Origin of the sequence: Horticoccus luteus, from assembly GCF_019464535.1 — a bacterium.
GTDB classification, from domain to species: domain Bacteria; phylum Verrucomicrobiota; class Verrucomicrobiia; order Opitutales; family Opitutaceae; genus Horticoccus; species Horticoccus luteus.
Genome location: NZ_CP080507.1, coordinates 2410632 through 2429349, shown reverse-complemented (window position 1 = coordinate 2429349; position 18718 = coordinate 2410632). Strand labels below are relative to the sequence as shown.

Genomic DNA, 18718 nt, shown 5'->3' with positions numbered 1-18718 from the left:
AGAGAAACGAGTTAGCTGCTCAGCCGGGCGGGGCTGATGGGCTTTTCGGTCGGCGGAGGCGGCGTGATGACGGGCACCGGCACAATCTCCGGAGGGCTGGACTCAGTCTGGCTTTGGAAGACCGAGCCCAAGGTCGCCTGCGCATCCTTGCCTTTGCGACTCGCCACCTCGAAATAAACCGTGCGCCGCGCCATGCAGGCCTTCACGACTTTGTCTTCCACGGTTGTCCGTTCAGCGTGCGGAATCGGTTGAATCACAAAGGAATTGGGCCCGTCGCCAGGAGTAATGATCGCTTGCTGTCCCGCCCGCAAAATCTGGCCGCCGGCGTCGTTCTTGCCGGCACTGACGGTGACGTCGCCTTCGACCACCGAAATCTTGGTTTCTTTGTCGTTCGACTGAATGACGACGCGCCGCGCGCGAATGTTCACCGACGCCAAGGGCGTGCGATAGACCATGCGACTGCCCGCTACAAGGCGGCTCGTGCAGATGCCCACTGTGCCTTGCGCGATGAGGGCCTCGGTTTTCGAAATCGAAGGTTCCACCTCCAAGTCGCTCCGATTCGGTTTAAACGGTTCTTGCACGAACGACTTAACGTCCATCTTGGTGTCGGTGTCCATGTAAACACCCGCGCCGTTGGAGTAGACGATGGAGGAGTTGGAAGCATCCTTCGTCTTTAATTTGGCGCCACTCGCGTCGTGGACTGACTTATCCTCTAGATCGGAAATTTTGTCACCGTCGTCGATTTCGGCCTCTCCCACCTGATCAGCCACGTAAATTTTGCTGACGGGATTCCGCTTCTTTTGAGCCGCGAACGAGGAAGTCGGCGCATGCGCAGCCGCGAGGACAAACACGGCCCCGAGCAGAGCGGAAAAGAGGCGGAAATGTGTCGGACGCGCATTCATTGCAGTTAGGGTTAATACCCTATCAACGAATGCGGGCGGCTAATCAACTACGATATTTAAAATCTTTCGAGGGACGAAAACGATTCGGCGCACCGTTTTGCCGGTGAGAAAGGGGGCGACTTTGGGATGAGCGTGCGCGGCGGCGAGAGCCTCCGCTTCCGAAATGTCCACCGGCACGAGTTGGTCTCCACGGAATTTGCCATTCACTTGGAAAACAAGCTTTACCTCGCTGGTCACCAGTTTGGCGGGATCGAAAGCCGGCCAAGGGGCGGCCATGACGGAGCCCATGTGGCCGAGGCGGGCCCAGAGTTCTTCGGCGAGGTGAGGGGCGAGCGGAGCGAGCAGTTGGAGCAACGCGGCCATGGTTTCGGGCCGAATCTGCGGAGCTTTGTGCACCGCGTTCACGAAAATCATCAATTGCGAGATGGCTGTATTGAAACGCAGGGCTTCGATGTCTTCGCCGACCTTCTTGATCGTCTCGTGCAATAGTTTTTGCAGTTCAGGCGCCTCTTCGGCGGCGGAAGTGATTTTGGGGTTCAACGCGCCGTTCTCGGCGATGCATTCGCGCCAGATCTTCTGCAAAAAGCGGTGCACGCCTTCGATGCCGCGCGCGTTCCACGGCTTCATCGCTTCCAGCGGACCAAGGAACATCAAGTAGAGGCGCAGCGAGTCGGTCCCGTGCGAGGCGATGATGGTGTCGGGACTGACCACGTTGCCGCGGCTTTTCGACATTTTTTCGCCGTCCTCGCCGAGGATGATGCCTTGGTGAAACAGTTTGGTAAACGGTTCGCTTTGGGGCACCACGCCGAGGTCAAACAACACCTTGTGCCAGAAGCGGGCATACAGCAGGTGCAACACGGCGTGTTCAGCGCCGCCGACGTAGAGATCGGGCACACCCCAATACGCCAGCGCAGCGGGCGAGGCGAGCGCCTGGTCATTGTCCGGGTCGAGAAAACGCAGGTAATACCAGCACGAGCCGGCCCATTGCGGCATCGTGTTGGTTTCGCGCCGCGCGCGGATCCAGGTTGCGCCTGCCGGTTTTGGTTCAGACGCCGGCACGGCGGCGCCCGAGGTGTAGTCCAGCCAGATCTCGAGCCAAGGTGTGACGTTGGCCAAGGGGCTCTCGCCGGTGCCGCTCGGTAGGTAGGATTCCACTTCCGGCAACGCGAGCGGCAGGGCCGTCGCAGGCAGGGGCAGCGCATAGTGCGTGACGCCTTCACTTGAGAAAGTGACGGGCGTCGGCGGCAGATCACCGGCTCGCGCGGAGGCGGCGCGGTGGTAATCGGCTTCGCTTACCCAAACGATGGGGAAGGGCTCGCCCCAGTAGCGCTGCCGCGAGAAAAGCCAGTCGCGGAGCTTGTAGTTCACTGTGGCGGCGGCGCGATCTTCCTTCGCGAGGGCGGCCGTGATGCGCTGCTTCGCCTCCGACCAAGGCAAGCCGTTGTAGGCGCCGGAATTGATCAGAGTGCCGTCTCCCACGTAGGGAAGATTCGTCTCCTCGCCGGCACTCGCGATCACCGGGATGACGGGAAGAGAGAACTGCGTCGCAAATTCGAAATCGCGTTCGTCATGCGCGGGCACCGCCATGATGGCGCCGGTGCCGTAACCCATGAGCACGTAATCGGCGATCCAGATGGGCACGCGCGCGCCGTTGACGGGATTGATGGCGTAACTGCCGCTAAAGACGCCTGACTTGTCCTTCGCGAGGTCGGTCCGCTCGAGATCGCTCTTGGCGGAAGCGCGTTTTTGGTAGGCGTCGACGGCGGCGCGTTGCTCGGGCGCAGTAAGAGCGGCGACGAGCGGATGCTCGGGAGCGAGCACCATGTAAGTGCAACCGAAAAGCGTGTCGGGTCGCGTGGTGAAGATTTTCAGCTGGCCGAGCGTTTTGTCCTCGAGGTCGAACAAGATCTCGGCGCCTTCGCTGCGACCGATCCACGCTTCCTGCATGCGTTTCGTGGATTCAGGCCAATCCACGTCCTTGAGATCGGCGAGGAGGCGTTCAGCGTAGGCGGTGATACGCAGCACCCATTGCCGGAGGTTGCGGCGCTCCACGGGGAAGCCGCCGACTTCACTCTTGCCGTCGACGACTTCTTCGTTGGCCAGGACGGTGCGCAATTCGGGACACCACCAGACCGGCCGTTCATCCACGTAGGCGAGACCGCGTTGGAAGAGCTGCAGGAATATCCACTGCGTCCACCGAAAATATTTGGGATCGGTCGTATCGATTTCCCGCGACCAATCGTAGCTGAAGCCGAGGGCCTTGATCTGGCGGCGGAAATTCTTGATGTTGTTCTGCGTGTTGGAGGCGGGGTGCGTGCCGGTTTTGACTGCGTGTTGCTCGGCCGGCAGACCGAAGGCATCCCAACCGATCGGGTGCAGCACGTTGAAACCCTTGGCCCGCTTGTAACGCGCGATGATGTCGGTCGCCGTATAGCCCTCGGGGTGGCCGATGTGCAGCCCTGCGCCCGACGGGTAAGGAAACATATCCAGCACGTAATACTTGGGCTTCGGGGAGTTGTTCTCCGCGCGAAACGACTGGTTTTGCTCCCAGAAGGTTTGCCAGTGCGGTTCGATCTGCCGAAAGTCGTAGTCTGTGCAATTGGTTGCCATCGTGTGAAACCGCCCACTGTGAACTTTTCAATTTCCCGGTCAATCTTCGCCCTCGTCTTCGGCCTCGGGGCGATGCTTTCGTGCGCGCGGGCGGCGGCGCCGAGTCGTGGTTTTACGCGTTTGCTCGATGCAGTCGTCAACGTCGAGGTGCGGGAGATTGCGTTCGAGGCGGGAGGAAAACGCTTCTCTGCGAGCATCGGCTCCGGCGTGATTTTGACCGATGATGGGGTGATCCTTACCAACGCCCACGTCGTCAGTCCCCGCGCCGTCGAGGTGAACGTCACGCTGGCCAACCTTGAGCGGGTCAACGCGCGGCTGGTGGGCTGGGACCACTGGACGGATCTCGCCGTGCTGCGGTTGGACATGGCGGACGTGAAGCGCCGCCATCTTTCGTTTTCGCGCGCCGAGTTTGGCGACAGCGACAAGCTGGTGCCGGGGGAGACGGTTTACGCCGTCGGCACGCCGCATGGTTTGGCGCGCACCGTGACCCGCGGCATCATTTCCAACAACAACCGCTATTTGCAGGACAACCGCGGCGTGCGCGGCTACGAGACGGGCGCGTTTAACACGTGGTTGCAAACGGACGCGGCGATCAATCCGGGCAACTCGGGCGGACCGCTCGTGACGGAGGACGGGCGCGTGATCGGCATCAATTCGCGCGGCTACCTCGGGGCGGATAATCTGGCGTTCGCGATACCCGCGAGCACGGCGAAGCGGGTGCTGGCGGCGCTGCTGCGCGATGGCGCGATCACGCGGAGCTACATCGGCCTCGTGCCGGCACCCCTGCGGGACCTTGAGGGATTTTACGCGTTGCAGCTCAACACCGGCGTGCTCGTCAACAGTGTCGATGTGGGGTCGCCAGCGGCGCGCGCGGGCCTGCGCGGAGGCGACATTTTGCTGGCGATCAACGGCCGCCCCGTGGATGGGCGGTTTCCGGAGCAACTCCCGGCCATCCAAGACTTGATCGCGAGCGAACCTTTAGGAGCGAAAGTGACGCTCAGGATCAAGCGCGGGGCCGAGACGCGCGATTATCCCATCGCCACTGAAAAACTGGAAAGCCGCGTGGGCGAGGAATGGGCGTTTGAGCGCTGGGGAGTGAGCGTGCGCAAGGTTTCCCGGACGTTCGCGCGGGAAAATCAACTCGCCGACGATAACGGCGTGCTGGTCATCGGCGTGCAGCCGGGATTTCCGGCTGACGTGGCGGGCATTCAGCGCGGCGATATCATCGCGAAGGTGAATCAGCAGGTGATCACCGACCTTGAAGTGATGAAGACGCAACACGCAGCGTTTGCAGCGCACCCGGAGCCGACGCTTGTCGAGGTGCGCCGGGGGCGTCAGGTATTTCTCTTCATTTTAAAACCATGAGACTTCGCGGACTTCTTCTTTTCTTGGCGGCGGTTTTGACCGCGCAGGCGAGCGACCTTTCGGCGCTGTGGGCCGAGCGCACGAAGTCAGTCGCGGCGGTGGAGTTCGTGGTCGAGACGGATATCGATCGGCGACCGACCACCGCTTATGGCACCGTGATCGACGATGAGGGCACGATCGTGCTGCCGTCTGCCGCGATCAATCCGCGGTTTGGTTTGGACCAATACAAGGATTTCAAAGCCTATGCGGCGGGCGATTCGGTGAGCGTGCCCGCGCATTACCTCGGCCAGGATGCGGTGTCGGGCTGGCATTTCGTGCGCGTGGATGAGCCTCTGCGGTCGAAGCTCGTGCCGATTTCCAATTTTTATGCCGCCAAAGATGTAGAACCCTCGATCGGGGCCGACGTGTGGGGAATCGCGCTCCGCGGCAAGGACGAGGATTTCATGCCGTATTTGTTGTCGGGCAGGGTTGCACTGCTGCAGTCGCTGCCGCAACGCACCGCGATCGCGCAAACGGAAATCGCGGGCCCGGGATTGCCGGTGTTCAACCGGGCGGGCGAATTCGTGGGAGTCGCGTTGTCGTCTTTCGGGCAGAGTTTTTTGGAGTTCTCGCGGACGGAGCGGGCGGGCGAGCCGGTCATGTTGGTCAACATCGAGGAGAGCAGCGCGTTTCAAGTGGCGGCGGAGGCGCGGCCTTATTTTCTGCGCGTGCCGAAGAACATTTACGGCCGGCCGCTCGCGTGGCTCGGCGCATACGGCCTGCAGCCTTTGGATGCGGAAGTCGCGCGGTTCATGAAGCTCGATCAGCAATCCGCCGCTGTGGTGAGTGAGGTGCTCGAAAACAGCCCGGCCGAAAAAGCCGGCCTGAAGCCGCGCGACGTGATTGTCGCGCTGGATGGCCGCGCGCTCCCGCGCTTCCGGCCGCAGAGCGGCGTGGTCGGCTACGTGGAGCGTGCGATCGCGGCGCATCAACCCGGCGATGTGCTGCCGATCACCGTGCTGCGCGACGGGCAACGCGTGGAAATCAAGGCGACGCTGGTCGATGAACCGAAACTCATGCGCGAAGCGGAACGCCACTATTTCGACCGGTTTGGATTCACCGTGCGCGAGCTCGTGTTTGGCGATGCCGTGGTGCGCCACGAGACGTTCGCCGGGGCGACGGGCGTGATCGCCAATTTCGTCAAACCAAACAGTCCCGCGGCCATCGCCGGTCTGCGGCCCGACGACTGGATCAAAGAGATCGACGGCGAACCGGCGAAGGATTTTGCCGACGCGGTGAAGCGTCTGACCGCGATCGATCATTCGACGGAGCGCGCGGAATTCGTGCTGCTCGTGAGCCGCGGGGGCGAGACGGCGGTGCTCCGCATCAAACTGAAATAACGTTTATGTTTACCGGCATCGTGGAAGAAACAGGCGCCGTGCTTGCCTTCGAGCAAGGGGCGGCGGCGTGGTCCCTGCGGCTCGCCGCGCAGCGCGTGCGGGCAGGCTTGGCCGTGGGCGACAGCGTGGCCGTCAACGGCTGCTGCCTTACGGTGACGGCGTTCGACGACGAAGAATTGAGATTCGACGTGCTGGAAGAAACCCGGCGCCTGACCAACTTTCGCTTTCTGCGGCCGGGCTCCGTGGTGAATTTGGAGAAGAGCCTCTCGTTCAACGGCAAAATTGGCGGGCATTTTGTCAGCGGGCATATCGATGGCGTGGGCGAGATCGAAATCTTGGAGACCCGTGGGCAGGACTGCTATCTTCGCGTGCGCGGACCGAAAAACGGCGGCCGTTATCTGATTCACAAGGGGAGCATCGCAATCGACGGCATTTCGCTCACCGTGGCGGAAGTGGAAGACGATGCTTTTGCCGTGTGGCTGATACCGACGACGCTGGCGGTGACCAATCTTGGACGGCGGGTGGCGGGCGAGTTCGTCAACCTTGAGTTCGATTTGCTCGGCAAATACGTCGAGAAGCTGCTGGTGGGCCGCTCCACCTGAATCATGCGCACGGCCTTGCTCGCACTCGCAGCGGAATTGAAGCGTCTCAAAGCGGACGGCGTGAAAAGCGTGGCCGTGGAAGAGGCGACGCTCGCGACGCTACGGCGCGCGGTCGCCGCGCAAAAAAACGCCCGGGTGCAACCCGCCGGCGAATCACCGGTCCAGCCAGAACCTATTGCCGCTGATGCTCCGGAATCCTCCACAAACTCGTCAGCCCCACCGTCACCGCTGCCGCGCGCCGCGGCGGCCCGCGCGCAGGACGACACGATCCCTGCGCCGCCCGTATTTGCGTTGCCGGAAGGTGATAAACGCACGCAATGGGAGGCGTTGCGCGAACGCGTATTGGGAGATCCCGTCTGCAACGCTCATGTGCGGCCGGGCAAGAAAGTCGTGTTCGGCACGGGTAATCTCGACGCGAGCATCATGTTGGTCGGCGAAGCTCCAGGCGCGGACGAAGAAGTGGCAGGCGAACCGTTTGTGGGACCCGCTGGACAATTGCTCACGCGAATGGTCGCGGGCATGGGATTGCAGCGGGAGCAGGTTTACATTGGCAACATCATGAACTGGCGCCCGCAGATGCCGATGGCCGGAGGCGGCGATCAGACGGGCAACCGTCCGCCGACTGCGCAGGAAATGGGCTATTGTCTGCCGTATTTGAAAGCGCAGATCGACGTGGTGAAGCCGGCGTTGCTCGTCGCGCTCGGTTCCACGGCCGCCCACGGGTTGCTGGGGCTCGACAGTTTTCGAACGCTCGGGGAGGTGCGGGGGCGCTGGCACGAATTCGCCGGGACGCCGTTGATGGTGACTTATCATCCCAGCTACATTTTGCGTGAACCCACCAATCGAAAAAAACGGATGATCTGGGATGATTTGTTGAAGGTGATGGAGCGGGCGGGCCTGCCGATTTCGGAGAAGCAGCGGGGATTTTTTCTCTGAGTGATGAATTGGCTTACTCGCGGATTATGGTGCCTGGGGCTTGCCGGCGTGCTGAGCGCGCTCGCGGCGCCGGCGTTTGATTTCGAAGTGGTGGAAGCGCGGGCGAAGGCGCTTGCGAGCCATGCGTATGTCGCGCCAGCCGCCACGCTGCCGATCAGTTTGGAGAAATTGAGTTACGACGAATATCGCCGCATTCGTTTTGTTGATGGTGCCACGTGGTGGCGGGCTGAAAAGCTGCCGTTCCAGCTGCAATTTTTCCATCTCGGGTTGTTCTATCACGAGGCCGTGGTGATCAACGAAGTGCGCGATGGTGTGGCGCGCCCCATTCCATTCTCGAAAAACATGTTCGACTACGACCGCTTGCCGCTGGGGAATCTGCCGGCGTCGCTGGGGTTTGCGGGCTTTCGGATTTTGTATCCGCTGAACAAGGCGCGCGACGAAGTGGGGGCGTTTCTCGGTGCGAGCTACTTTCGGATGCTGTGCCGGGGCGCGCACTACGGGCTGTCCGCGCGCGGGCTGGCGTTGAACGCCGGCGGTCCCGGGCCGGAAGAGTTTCCCCGCTTTTCCGAATTCTGGATCGAGCAACCAGCGCCGGAGTCCTCCACGCTCGTGCTCTACGCCCTTTTGGATAGTCCGAGCGTAGCGGGCGCGTATCGCTTCGAGCTGACACCGGGGGACGAGACGCTCGTCGACGTGCATGCGGTGGTGTATGCGCGGAAGAACGTGGCGGGGCTGGGCGTCGCGCCGCTCACAAGTATGTTCTGGCACGCGGAGAACACCGAGCGGCCGCGGGGCGATTTCCGACCGGAGGTGCACGATTCGGACGGACTACTGTTGCATCTGAGTTCGGGCGAATGGTTGTGGCGCCCGCTCACCAACCCAGCGGCGGTGCAGGTCGCGAGTTTCAACGACACGGCGTTGCGCGGATTCGGCCTGCTGCAGCGAGACCGGAGTTTCGCCTCTTATGAGGACTTGGAAGCGTATTATCATGCGCGGCCGAGTGTCTGGATCGAGCCGAAGGGCGAATGGGGGAAGGGTGCGGTGCGTCTCCTGGAGATCCCCACCCAGCAGGAGGTCGACGACAACGTGGTGGCGTTTTGGGTGCCGGCCAAGGCGCTGAAGCGCGGCGACGTGATTGATCTGCACTATCGGATGCATTGGACGTTGAACGCGGTCGAGCCACCGGGCGGGAAAGCGATTGCGACCCGGCTGGCCGGGGTGGAAGGTAATCGCGCGGCACGCCGGTTTCTGGTCGATTTCGCCGGTGGCGATTTGGACAAGGCCGCGCCGGATGCGCAAATCGAGTCGGTGGTAACGGTCGTCACGGGCGGCAAACTCGCCGAACCGGCGACGATCCAGCGCAATGCCTTCAACGCCACGTGGCGCACGGCGTTTGTCGTGACACCGGATGCGCCGGACCGTCCCGTCGAACTGCGGTGTTACCTCCGAAGCGGAACCCACGTTTTAAGCGAGACATGGAGCTACCTCTGGAATCCATGAGCACCACGGGGAGCGACCACGAGTTTGATGTCTGCGAAGCGTCGGCAGGAGGTCTGCGCCCATGAGCACATCCGTCTTCGATTTCAACGAGCTGAGCCGAACGTTTCACCCGCGGACCGGCGCGATGGAGGCGTGGAATGCGGCGTATGCGCGCGTCGAAGAATATCTTCGCGCTCATCGCATCTACAACCGGCTGTATGCGACGCAGCTTGCGGTGCAGATACTCAAACGGGCGGCGCTGCGCCACGAACGTAATCCCGCGCGCGACCCGGTGGTCGTCGCGGCGGAGGAGATGGAGGAGACGATCGAAGGTTGGTTCCGGCGTTTCGCCGCGGAACGAGAATTGTCCCATGGCGGCGCCGCCATCCCTGGCCGGTTGGCGTTGCTGCTGGCGAATGCGCCGGAGCGATGGCCGGAAGTGTTTCTCGCGGACGAAGTGCCCCCGGAATTGACGCAGGCCCTCACCACCATGGAGATCATTGCCGGCCCGGATATGTCGGTTTCGAGCATGGTGCCGCAGCCGATCGATCTCGGTCCGATCAGCGACGCGGCCGGGGATGCGTTGGAGCATTTCGCGCGCTGGCCGCTGCTGCGCACGGTGAGCTTGTGGCTGATCTTCATCGTGGCTTTGGCGGCAGCGTTTCACGCCACGCGATGAGCCGCACGTCATCTCATGAAAGACGTTAACTTCGCGAAGATGGACGCCCGGCGGCTGGGGCGGCGGCGGACGCTCTATTTCACGAGCATCTTCGCACTCACTTCGGTGGCGACATGGTTCATGGTGGATTTGCTCTGGCGCTCCGGGCCGGTCGGCTTCGTGGAAGTGCTGCTCGCGTTGGTGTTCGCGGTGTTGTTTGCGCAGATCGCGACGGGATTTTGCACGGCGATGGTGGGCTTGTATGTGGTCAATCGCGGCGGGGATACTTGCCGGATCAGTCAGACGATCAGCGACGACGAGGCGGCGCCGCTCGCCGCCACCGCTGTGATCATGCCCGTTTACAATGAGGAGGTCGGGCGCGTGTTCGAGGGGTTGCGGGCGATTTATCGCTCGGTCCAGGCGACCAACCGGGGCGAACATTTCGACTTCTTCATCCTCAGTGATTCGACGGATCCGAACCAGTGGATCGAGGAGGAGGTGGCGTGGACGGAACTGTGTCGGGAAGTGGGTGGTTTCGGGCGGATATTTTACCGGAAGCGGCGAGTCGCGATTAATAAGAAGGCGGGGAACGTGGCGGATTTTTTGCGCCGCTGGGGCCGGCGCTACCAATACATGATCGTGTTGGATGCGGACAGCGTGATGACGGGCGACGCGATCGTGCGCCTGACGGCGATGATGCAGCGCAATCCCCGCGTGGGGATCATCCAAACGGCGCCGCGGCTGGTCGCAGGAGAGACGTTGTATGCGCGCATGCAATCGTTCGCGAACCGCGTTTACAGCCCGCTGTTTCTGGCCGGCTTGAATTACTGGCAGCAGCACGAGGCGAACTACTGGGGGCATAACGCGATCATTCGCGTGCAGCCGTTTATCGAGCATTGCGCGTTGCCGGATTTACCGGGCACCGAGCCGTTTGGCGGGCGGATCCTTTCGCACGATTTCGTGGAGGCGGCGTTGATGCGCAAAGCGGGGTGGGCGGTGTGGCTGGCGCATGATTTGGACGGCAGTTTCGAGGAAGGTCCGCCGACGTTGATCGACAGCGCCAAGCGGGACCGCCGGTGGTGCCAGGGGAATTTGCAGCACACGTGGCTGCTGACGGCGCGCGGTTTCCTGCCGGCGAATCGCTTTCATTTGCTGATGGGTGTGCTGGCCTATGTGTCGTCCCCGCTTTGGTTGCTTTTTCTCGGCCTGAGCACGTTGCGGGTATTGCGCCCCGGGAATTCGGCGATGCTGCCGCTGCATGGCGTGCCGGCGTCGCTGCCGCTCTTTATCTTCACAATGGTGCTGCTGTTCCTGCCGAAGATTGCGGCCACGATCACCACGATGAGCGACACTGCGCTGGCGAACGCGTTTGGCGGTCGGGGGCGTCTGCTTGCGAGCGCACTGCTGGAGACGGTCACGTCGGTCTTTCTCGCGCCCATCAACATGATGTTTCACACGAAATTCGTGCTGTTCACGATTTTCGGGCAGGGCGTTTCGTGGGCGAAGCAACGGCGGCGCAGCGAGAGCGGCGGCGTGGATTGGCGGGAGGCGATCGTCACCCACGGAGGGCAGACTTTGTTCGGTGTTGTTTGGGGCGGGTCGATGCTGGTGCTCGCGCCCGACGTCTTTGTGTGGCTGAGCCCGGTGATCGCTGGTCTCGTGCTCTCCGTGCCGATTACGCTGGTGCTAGGCAGCGTGAATCGTGGACAACAAGCGGCCCGCCAGGGGCTGTTTGATACGCCGGAGGAGACGCAACCACCGCCGGTGCTGGTGGAATTGCAGAGCGGGCTGGCGCGGCGGGCGGGGCGGTTGGCGCCGTTGGAGCCGGTGCGGCAGGATTACGGGCTCATGCGGGCGGTGCTCGATCCTTACGTGAATGCGATGCACGTCTCGCTCTTGCGCCCGCGACGCACGGTGGAGGAGTCGCGCGAGTGGTTTGCGCAGTTGCGGCAGAGGCTGCTGGTGGATGGTCCCGCCCGGCTTTCTGCGCGCGAAAAAATGGCGCTGTTAATGGACGCGGAATCGATGGTGTGGCTCCACGCGGAATTGTGGCGGCGGCCGGGGCACAGCGTGGCCGAGTGGTGGCGCCTCGGGATGCGCCAGCATAATGTGCTGGTGCCGGAGCTGAGCTGAGTCCCGGGCTGCGCGACGGCGGGACTACGCGCTGCCCACCAGCGCGGCGAGTTCCTGGCGGGCGCGCGCGAACTCGGATTTGATCGACGTGATCAGCGGCGCGGTGTCGGCGAGGCCGCGGTCGCGCCCGTGGCGTTCCAGTTGCTCGGCGGCATGGCGGAGTTGGGTGGCCCCAAGGTTGGCGGAGCTCCCTTTGATACTATGAGCTGCACGGACGAAACGGGGTGTGTCGGCGTCGGCGAGGGATTGGTCCAATTCGGCGATGCGCGCGGGAGTGTCTTCGAGGAAGATGCCCACGATTTCGCGGAGAAACTCGTCGTTGTCGTCGGGGTTGAGCGCGCGGAGGCCGGCGATGGCCTCGGGGTCAATGACAGTGGTGTCCATGAGGAAAGAGGCGGAAGCCGGCGTCAGGTGGCCCACTCGAACGACGTGTTTTCGTCGATTTCTTCGATCGTGGTGAGACCCATGAGCACCTTCTTCAATCCATCGTAACGCAGGGGACGGTAGCCGACTTTGGCGGCCGCCTTGTTGATATCGGCAGCGCTGCGGCCTTCGGCTATGAGGGTGCGAATCTCTTCGGTGATGAGCACGAGTTCGTGAAACGCGACGCGGCCCTTGTAACCGGTGCCCCGGCACGCGGGGCAGCCACGTCCGCGATAGAAGGGGACATCCTCCAAGCCTTCCTCTTCGAAATAGCGGAGCAACACCTCGCGAGAGGGTTGATACGACTCTTTGCAGTTTTCGCAGATGCGCGCGGCGAGGCGTTGCGCGAGCACGCCAATGATCGAGGGCGCGACCATGTAGGGTTTGACGCCGAGTTCGAGGAGGCGGACGACCGCTTGGGCGGCGTTGTTGGTGTGCAGGGTCGCGAAAACCAAGTGTCCGGTGAGGGCGGCTTCGGTGGCGATGTTGGCGGTTTCCAAATCGCGGATTTCGCCGATGAGAATGACGTCCGGATCCTGCCGCAAAAGCGCGCGCAACACGGTGGCAAACTTGAGATCGATGTGCGAGTTGACCTGGGTCTGCGTGACACCGACGAGTTCGATTTCAATCGGGTCTTCGATCGTGGAAATGTTCACGCCCGGTGCGTTGATCTCATTCAGCGCGGCGTAAAGCGTCGTGGTCTTGCCCGAGCCGGTCGGGCCGGTGACGAAGATGATGCCGTTGGGGTTTTGGATGAGCCGCTTGAAGGGCTGGATCACGGGACCGGAGATCATCATCCGGTCGAGCGTCAACATGGCGCGTTTGTTCGTTGAGGCGAGGATGCGGATGACAGCCTTCTCGCCGTGCTGCGCCGGAATCGTCGACACGCGAAACTGCACGGACTGGGTGCCGATCGGGATCGCAAACCGGCCGTCCTGGGGGAAACGCGTTTCGGCGATGTTGAGATTGCAGAGGATCTTGATGCGCGAAATGACGACGCGATGGAGTTTGCGCGAAAACGTGAGCATTTCGCGCAGACGGCCATCGATGCGGAAGCGGATGCGCGACAGGTGTTGTTGCGCTTCGATGTGGACGTCGGTGGCGCGTTCGCGGAGCGCGTAGTAGATGATTTCGTCGAGCAGCCGCGTGAGCTGGTTCGATTCGGCGAGTTGGGTGAGCTTGTTGCCCACCTGCTCGGGCTGATCGAAAACCTGGGAGCGCTCGAGCTCGGCGAGGCTTTCTTCGACGTTTTTTTCGGTGGAGTAGTAAACGGAAACGGCGTCTTCGATTTCCTTCGGCAGCGCGAAGACCGGGCTGACGGGCATCTGCACGATCTGACTCAGGCGTTTGACTGTATCGGCTTGCGTGGGGTCGGCCATCGCGACCGTGAGCACGCCGTTGAGCACGTAGAGACCGATCGCCTGCGTTTTGCGCGCAATCTCCTGCGGGATTTTCTCGATCGCCTCGTCGGTGATGAGGGAGGCAAAGGGATCAACGTAGGCCAGTCCCAGGGTGTTGGCCCAGACGCGGCACGCCTCGTCCTTTTGCAAGAGACGCTGCTCGATCAGCGCGTCGACGAGTTGCGGCGTGAGCCCGTGGATTTCGACGAGCCGGGCGAGTTCCTGCGGGGAATCGAAGTCGCGCAGTTTGCGCACTTCGTCCACGAACCGTTTACTTTTGGGGTTTGGCACGGCGGCGGGCATTGCGGCTCTTAAACAACTTGGTGATTTCCTGCTGCTCCAGTTTGTCCATGGCCATGGCTCCGGCGGAGCGTTCGGCCCGGATTTCCGCCAACATCGCGGGCAGCGAATAGCGGACTTCCGTGATGGCGGCCGGCGGATGAGAGGGCGAGTTCATGGAGAGGAGGGTTGAGACGGAAAATATTCTTCCAAGGTCTCACGGAGGGCGGTCATCACCTCCTCCTTCGGCGTGTCCTTGCGAATGTAGTTGGCGGCGCCGTGACGCAGCGCTTCCTCGACGGATTGGCGGTTGGTCATGGAGGTGAGCATCACCACAATGGCGTCGGGATCGATTTCACGCAGGCGTTGCAACGTGGCGAGGCCGTCCAGCACCGGCATGCTGATGTCGAGCAGGACCACGGCGGGGCGCTCTCGCGCGTAAATTTCCAACGCCTCTTCGCCATTGGCGGCTTCGAGGCAATGAGTGATGCCAAGCTGCCGAACGAGAATTTGAAGAAATTTACGGACGTGGGACTCGTCATCGACGATCAGCAAGGGGCCGGGGAGGGTCATGGAGAAAGGGGGAGGGAAACGCGGAATTCGCAGCCGGAACCGGAGCGATTCGCCGCGGTGATCGATCCGCGGTGAGCGTCGACAATTTTTCGGCAAATGGCGAGGCCCAAGCCGGTGCTTTTCTCGCCGCCCGTCGGTTGGGCGGAAAGACGGCCGAAATCTTGGAAGAGTTTGTCGCGCTCGGCGTCAGGAATCCCCGGGCCTTGGTCGATCACGCCGAAGCCGACCATATCGGCCGTGCGATAAAACTGGACGCTCACGGTCGATCCGGGCGGCGAATATTTGACGGCGTTGCTCAGCAGGTTTTCCACGACCTGTTTGATTTTGGGCAAATCCATCTGCGTGATCATGGCCGCGGCGGGATGCTGCGGGACGATTTGCGTCTTCTTGCGGGCGGCGGCGAGATTTTCCATCGCGACGCATTTACCCACGACTTCGACGAGATCGTGCGGAGCGAGCGAGACTTTCAACTCACCGGCCTCAATCGTGGCGACGTCGAGCAGCTCATTCACGAGATCGAGCATCGAATGCGAGGCTTCGTGGATGGTTTTGATCAGGTCGAGTTGCTCGGGATTGAGCGGCCCAAACGTCCCATCGCGCAGAAACTCCGCAAGGGCGCGGATCGACGCGAGTGGGTTGCGCAAATCGTGAGCCGCCATGCCCAGAAAGCGGTTTTTGGCGGCATTGGCCCGGCTGAGGGCTTCAACGAGGTTGCGCTGCTCTTCGATCAGTTGCTGGTTGAAAAGATGGGTGCGGATGCGCGCGAGGACCTCTTTGGCCTGAAACGGCTTGGGTAGATAATCGACACCGCCGGCCGCCAAGCCTTCGACGACATCGTCGGAATCGCTCTTGGCGGTGATGAAAATGATGGGCGCGCAATCGGATCGGTAGGTCTCGCGCAGTTTTCGGCAGGTTTCGAAGCCGTTGATACCGGGCATCATCACGTCGAGGAGCACCAGGTCCGGCGACGCGGCGGCGTAAAGCTCGATGGCCTGCTCGCCGGTGGCGGCTTCGATCAACGTATAACCATCGGCTTTCAGGATCCCGCCGAGGATGCGCAAGTTCATGCGGTCGTCATCGACGATGAGGATTCGTCGTCCGGCAAAGGCGAAGGGAGGCAAAGACGCCGCGGAATTCTGCATGGCCGGCGGGAGCATTTCCGCCGGCGAAGGAGCGCGCAAGTGCGGAGGGCAAAGGAAGCAGAGATTTCATCGTATCAGGCGATTGAAATATGTTGATTTAACCTTGCAGACGCGCCGCACGGCCTTTCGTCTCATCCTTTACCACCATGGCTTCCTCCTTTGTTTTTTCCTCCGAGTCGGTCGGCGAAGGTCATCCCGACAAGGTCGCGGATCTGATTTCCGACAGCGTTCTCGACGCCTGCCTCGCGATTGATCGCACCAGCCGCGTGGCGTGCGAGACCATGGTGAAGTCCAATATGGTGATTCTCGCCGGCGAAATCACCATTCCGAAACTGCAGGATGCCCGCAAAGGCACGACGAAGCCGATCGACGAAGCCATCAACCTCGGGCAAGTCGTGCGCGATGCCATTCGCGAGATTGGTTACGTCAACAAAGACGACGTTTTCCATGCCGATAGCGTGTTTATCAATAACTACCTGACGGCACAATCTCCGGACATCGCGCAAGGCGTCGATGCCCGGCGCGCCAAGGGCAAAAAGACGGATGAACAGGGCGCCGGCGACCAAGGCATCATGTTCGGTTATGCCTGCAACGAAACCGAAGAACTGATGCCGACGCCAATCATGTATGCGCACCGGTTGGGCCGGGCGCTCACGAGCCTGCGCAAATCCGGCCGTGTGAAATGGCTGCGGCCGGACGCGAAGTCCCAAGTGTCGGTGCGCTACGAGAACGACAAACCGGTAGAGGTGAGCAACGTGGTGATTTCAACGCAGCACACCGAGGATGTTGACCACGCGACGATCGAAAAAACGCTGATCGAGAAGGTCATCAAGCGCGTCATCCCCGCGCGAATGCTCAGCAAAAACACCGAATATCTCATCAATCCGACCGGGCGTTTTGTGGTCGGTGGACCGCAAGGCGACTCGGGTCTGACCGGGCGCAAGATCATCGTCGACACCTACGGCGGCTGGGGCCGGCACGGCGGCGGCGCGTTCTCGGGCAAAGATCCCTCGAAGGTGGATCGCTCGGCCGCCTATATGGGCCGTTGGGTCGCGAAAAATATTGTGGCCGCGGGACTCTCCACGCACGCGGAGATTCAGTTTGCCTACGCGATCGGACATCCGAAACCCGTCTCCGTGCGGGTGGAGACGTTTGGCACCGCCAAGCTGGGCGTGTCCGATGAGCAGATCACGGCCGCAGTGCAGAAAGTTTTCAGCTTCAAACCAGCCGACATCGTGACGCAGCTTGATCTGCTGCGCCCGATTTATCGGCAGACGACCAATTACGGCCATTTCGGCAAAGACGGCCTGCCGTGGGAATCCACGCACAAAGCCGCCGAACTCCGCACCGCCGTCGAACATCACGCCTGATTCATACCACCATGGCCAATATCGCTCCCTCTTCCTCGTTCACCGACTGTCACGTCAAAGATCTTTCGCTCGCCGATTGGGGGCGCAAAGAAATCGTCATCGCCGAGCATGAAATGCCGGGCTTGATGGCGGTGCGCAAAAAATTTGGCGCTGCCAAACCGCTGGCCGGCGTGCGCATCACCGGGTCATTGCACATGACGATCCAAACCGCGGTTTTGATCGAAACGCTGACCGCCCTCGGAGCCGACGTGCGTTGGGCGTCCTGCAATATTTTTTCCACCCAGGATCACGCCGCCGCGGCGATCGCGGCTTCCGGCGTGCCGGTCTTCGCGTGGAAAGGTGAGACGCTGGAAGAATATTGGGATCTCACATTGCGGGCGATTTCGTTCCCCGGCGGCAAGGGGCCGCAACTCGTGGTCGATGACGGCGGCGATGTGACGCTCCTCATTCACAAGGGCTGCGAACTCGAAGAAGGCAGCGATTGGGTGAACACCCCTTCGGGCTCTCACGAAGAGCAGGTGATCAAGAACGTTTTGAAGCGCGTCCATCAGGAGGATCCCCTCAAATGGACCACGCTCGCCAAGGAATGGCGTGGCGTTTCGGAGGAGACCACCACCGGAGTGCACCGTCTCTACCAGATGCTCGAGAAGGGCAAGCTGCGGGTGCCGGCGATCAACGTGAACGACTCCGTCACGAAATCGAAATTCGACAATCTCTACGGCTGCCGCGAGTCGCTTGCCGACGGCCTGAAGCGCGCGACCGATGTGATGATCGCGGGCAAGGTCGCCTGCGTGTGTGGCTATGGCGACGTCGGCAAAGGCTCGGCGCATTCACTCAAAGGTTTTGGCGCGCGGGTAATCGTCACCGAGATCGATCCGATCAACGCGTTGCAAGCGGCGATGGAAGGCTTTGAGGTCAACACGATCGAGAGCACGCTTGGCACGGCGGATATCTACGTCACCACGACGGGCAACAAGGACATCATCACGCTCGAGCACATGCGCGCGATGAAAGACCAGGCCATCGTCTGCAATATTGGCCACTTCGATAACGAGATCCAAGTGGATCGGCTCAACACGTCGGATGCCAAGCGCACCAACGTAAAGCCCCAATACGATCTATATACGTTTCCCCGTGGCAACAGCATCTACCTGCTGGCGGAAGGGCGCCTCGTAAATCTCGGCTGCGCGACGGGCCACCCGTCGTTCGTGATGTCAAACAGCTTCACGAACCAGACGCTCGCTCAAATCGAGCTGTGGCAAAATCGCGATACCTATAAAGTCGCGGTTTACCGTCTGCCGAAACACCTGGACGAAGAAGTGGCGCGGCTGCACTTGGAGAAGATCGGCGCGAAACTTTCCAAGCTGACGCCGGCGCAAGCCGAGTATCTCGGCGTGCCCGTCGACGGCCCTTACAAACCGGAGCACTACCGCTACTGAGCGGATACGGCTTCCAATATTCTCAAAA

At 61.6% G+C, this 18718-nt stretch carries 16 protein-coding genes; 9 read left to right on the top strand and 7 right to left on the bottom strand.

Annotation, left to right across the window (positions count from 1 at the left end; genetic code table 11):
• Window positions 1-11: 11 nt before the first annotated feature.
• Both K0B96_RS10100 and leuS read right to left on the bottom strand, forming a co-directional pair.
• A complete protein-coding gene (locus tag K0B96_RS10100) occupies window positions 12-902 on the bottom strand; it encodes a hypothetical protein (protein ID WP_220160781.1) in 891 nt (296 codons plus the stop codon).
• A gap of 39 nt (window positions 903-941) precedes the next feature.
• Window positions 942-3512: a leucine--tRNA ligase gene (leuS, locus tag K0B96_RS10095; protein ID WP_220160780.1), complete on the bottom strand. Its 2571-nt coding sequence runs from the start codon at window positions 3510-3512 to the stop codon at window positions 942-944.
• A gap of 18 nt (window positions 3513-3530) precedes the next feature.
• On the opposite strand from leuS, the gene K0B96_RS10090 reads away from it, so the two are divergent.
• The 7 genes from K0B96_RS10090 to mdoH all read left to right on the top strand — a co-directional run bounded on the left by K0B96_RS10090 (window position 3531) and on the right by mdoH (window position 12064).
• A complete protein-coding gene (locus K0B96_RS10090; protein ID WP_255558611.1) occupies window positions 3531-4877 on the top strand; it encodes a trypsin-like peptidase domain-containing protein in 1347 nt (448 codons plus the stop codon).
• A complete protein-coding gene (locus K0B96_RS10085; RefSeq protein WP_220160779.1) occupies window positions 4874-6256 on the top strand; it encodes a PDZ domain-containing protein in 1383 nt (460 codons plus the stop codon). Before K0B96_RS10090 ends, K0B96_RS10085 begins: the two co-directional genes overlap by 4 nt.
• Window positions 6257-6261: 5 nt before the next feature.
• Complete coding sequence (locus K0B96_RS10080; RefSeq protein WP_220160778.1) at window positions 6262-6858, top strand: riboflavin synthase; 597 nt, start codon at window positions 6262-6264, stop codon at window positions 6856-6858.
• A 3-nt stretch (window positions 6859-6861) separates the two neighbouring features.
• Complete coding sequence (locus K0B96_RS10075) at window positions 6862-7794, top strand: uracil-DNA glycosylase (protein WP_220160777.1); 933 nt, start codon at window positions 6862-6864, stop codon at window positions 7792-7794.
• Window positions 7795-7797: 3 nt separating this feature from the next.
• Complete coding sequence (locus K0B96_RS10070; RefSeq protein ID WP_220160776.1) at window positions 7798-9294, top strand: OpgD/OpgG family glucan biosynthesis protein; 1497 nt, start codon at window positions 7798-7800, stop codon at window positions 9292-9294.
• A 61-nt stretch (window positions 9295-9355) separates the two neighbouring features.
• A complete protein-coding gene (locus tag K0B96_RS10065) occupies window positions 9356-9952 on the top strand; it encodes a hypothetical protein (RefSeq protein WP_220160775.1) in 597 nt (198 codons plus the stop codon).
• Window positions 9953-9967: 15 nt separating this feature from the next.
• Complete coding sequence (gene mdoH / locus K0B96_RS10060; RefSeq protein WP_220160774.1) at window positions 9968-12064, top strand: glucans biosynthesis glucosyltransferase MdoH; 2097 nt, start codon at window positions 9968-9970, stop codon at window positions 12062-12064.
• Between the two features lie 24 nt (window positions 12065-12088).
• Here mdoH and K0B96_RS10055 read toward each other — a convergent pair whose 3' ends face one another.
• The 5 genes from K0B96_RS10055 to K0B96_RS10035 are packed head-to-tail and all read right to left on the bottom strand — an operon-like array spanning window position 12089 to window position 15881.
• Window positions 12089-12448: an Hpt domain-containing protein gene (locus K0B96_RS10055; RefSeq protein ID WP_220160773.1), complete on the bottom strand. Its 360-nt coding sequence runs from the start codon at window positions 12446-12448 to the stop codon at window positions 12089-12091.
• Window positions 12449-12471: 23 nt separating this feature from the next.
• On the bottom strand, window positions 12472-14178 hold the full coding sequence (locus K0B96_RS10050; RefSeq protein ID WP_220160772.1) for a GspE/PulE family protein: 1707 nt from the start codon (window positions 14176-14178) through the stop codon (window positions 12472-12474).
• Window positions 14159-14344: a hypothetical protein gene (locus K0B96_RS10045; RefSeq protein ID WP_220160771.1), complete on the bottom strand. Its 186-nt coding sequence runs from the start codon at window positions 14342-14344 to the stop codon at window positions 14159-14161. The genes K0B96_RS10050 and K0B96_RS10045 overlap by 20 nt, the downstream gene beginning before the upstream one ends.
• On the bottom strand, window positions 14341-14739 hold the full coding sequence (locus tag K0B96_RS10040; RefSeq protein ID WP_220160770.1) for a response regulator transcription factor: 399 nt from the start codon (window positions 14737-14739) through the stop codon (window positions 14341-14343). The genes K0B96_RS10045 and K0B96_RS10040 overlap by 4 nt, the downstream gene beginning before the upstream one ends.
• Complete coding sequence (locus K0B96_RS10035) at window positions 14736-15881, bottom strand: hybrid sensor histidine kinase/response regulator (RefSeq protein WP_220160769.1); 1146 nt, start codon at window positions 15879-15881, stop codon at window positions 14736-14738. Before K0B96_RS10035 ends, K0B96_RS10040 begins: the two co-directional genes overlap by 4 nt.
• A 146-nt stretch (window positions 15882-16027) precedes the next feature.
• Here K0B96_RS10035 and metK point away from each other — a divergent pair, with 146 nt between their 5' ends.
• The gene (metK, locus tag K0B96_RS10030; protein WP_220160768.1) at window positions 16028-17251 is read left to right on the top strand and encodes a methionine adenosyltransferase; all 1224 of its coding nucleotides are present in this window, start codon (window positions 16028-16030) and stop codon (window positions 17249-17251) included.
• A gap of 11 nt (window positions 17252-17262) precedes the next feature.
• A complete protein-coding gene (ahcY, locus tag K0B96_RS10025; RefSeq protein WP_220160767.1) occupies window positions 17263-18690 on the top strand; it encodes an adenosylhomocysteinase in 1428 nt (475 codons plus the stop codon).
• The last annotated feature ends 28 nt before the right edge of the window (window positions 18691-18718 follow it).

Coding starts and splice junctions, on each gene's coding strand:
- K0B96_RS10100 (WP_220160781.1), bottom strand. CDS start 902: ATGAATGCGCGTCCGACACATTTCCGCCTCTTTTCCGCTCTGCTCGGG.
- leuS (WP_220160780.1), bottom strand. CDS start 3,512: ATGGCAACCAATTGCACAGACTACGACTTTCGGCAGATCGAACCGCAC.
- K0B96_RS10085 (WP_220160779.1), top strand. CDS start 4,874: ATGAGACTTCGCGGACTTCTTCTTTTCTTGGCGGCGGTTTTGACCGCG.
- K0B96_RS10080 (WP_220160778.1), top strand. CDS start 6,262: ATGTTTACCGGCATCGTGGAAGAAACAGGCGCCGTGCTTGCCTTCGAG.
- K0B96_RS10075 (WP_220160777.1), top strand. CDS start 6,862: ATGCGCACGGCCTTGCTCGCACTCGCAGCGGAATTGAAGCGTCTCAAA.
- K0B96_RS10070 (WP_220160776.1), top strand. CDS start 7,798: ATGAATTGGCTTACTCGCGGATTATGGTGCCTGGGGCTTGCCGGCGTG.
- K0B96_RS10065 (WP_220160775.1), top strand. CDS start 9,356: ATGAGCACATCCGTCTTCGATTTCAACGAGCTGAGCCGAACGTTTCAC.
- mdoH (WP_220160774.1), top strand. CDS start 9,968: ATGAAAGACGTTAACTTCGCGAAGATGGACGCCCGGCGGCTGGGGCGG.
- K0B96_RS10055 (WP_220160773.1), bottom strand. CDS start 12,448: ATGGACACCACTGTCATTGACCCCGAGGCCATCGCCGGCCTCCGCGCG.
- K0B96_RS10045 (WP_220160771.1), bottom strand. CDS start 14,344: ATGAACTCGCCCTCTCATCCGCCGGCCGCCATCACGGAAGTCCGCTAT.
- K0B96_RS10040 (WP_220160770.1), bottom strand. CDS start 14,739: ATGACCCTCCCCGGCCCCTTGCTGATCGTCGATGACGAGTCCCACGTC.
- K0B96_RS10035 (WP_220160769.1), bottom strand. CDS start 15,881: ATGCAGAATTCCGCGGCGTCTTTGCCTCCCTTCGCCTTTGCCGGACGA.
- metK (WP_220160768.1), top strand. CDS start 16,028: ATGGCTTCCTCCTTTGTTTTTTCCTCCGAGTCGGTCGGCGAAGGTCAT.
- ahcY (WP_220160767.1), top strand. CDS start 17,263: ATGGCCAATATCGCTCCCTCTTCCTCGTTCACCGACTGTCACGTCAAA.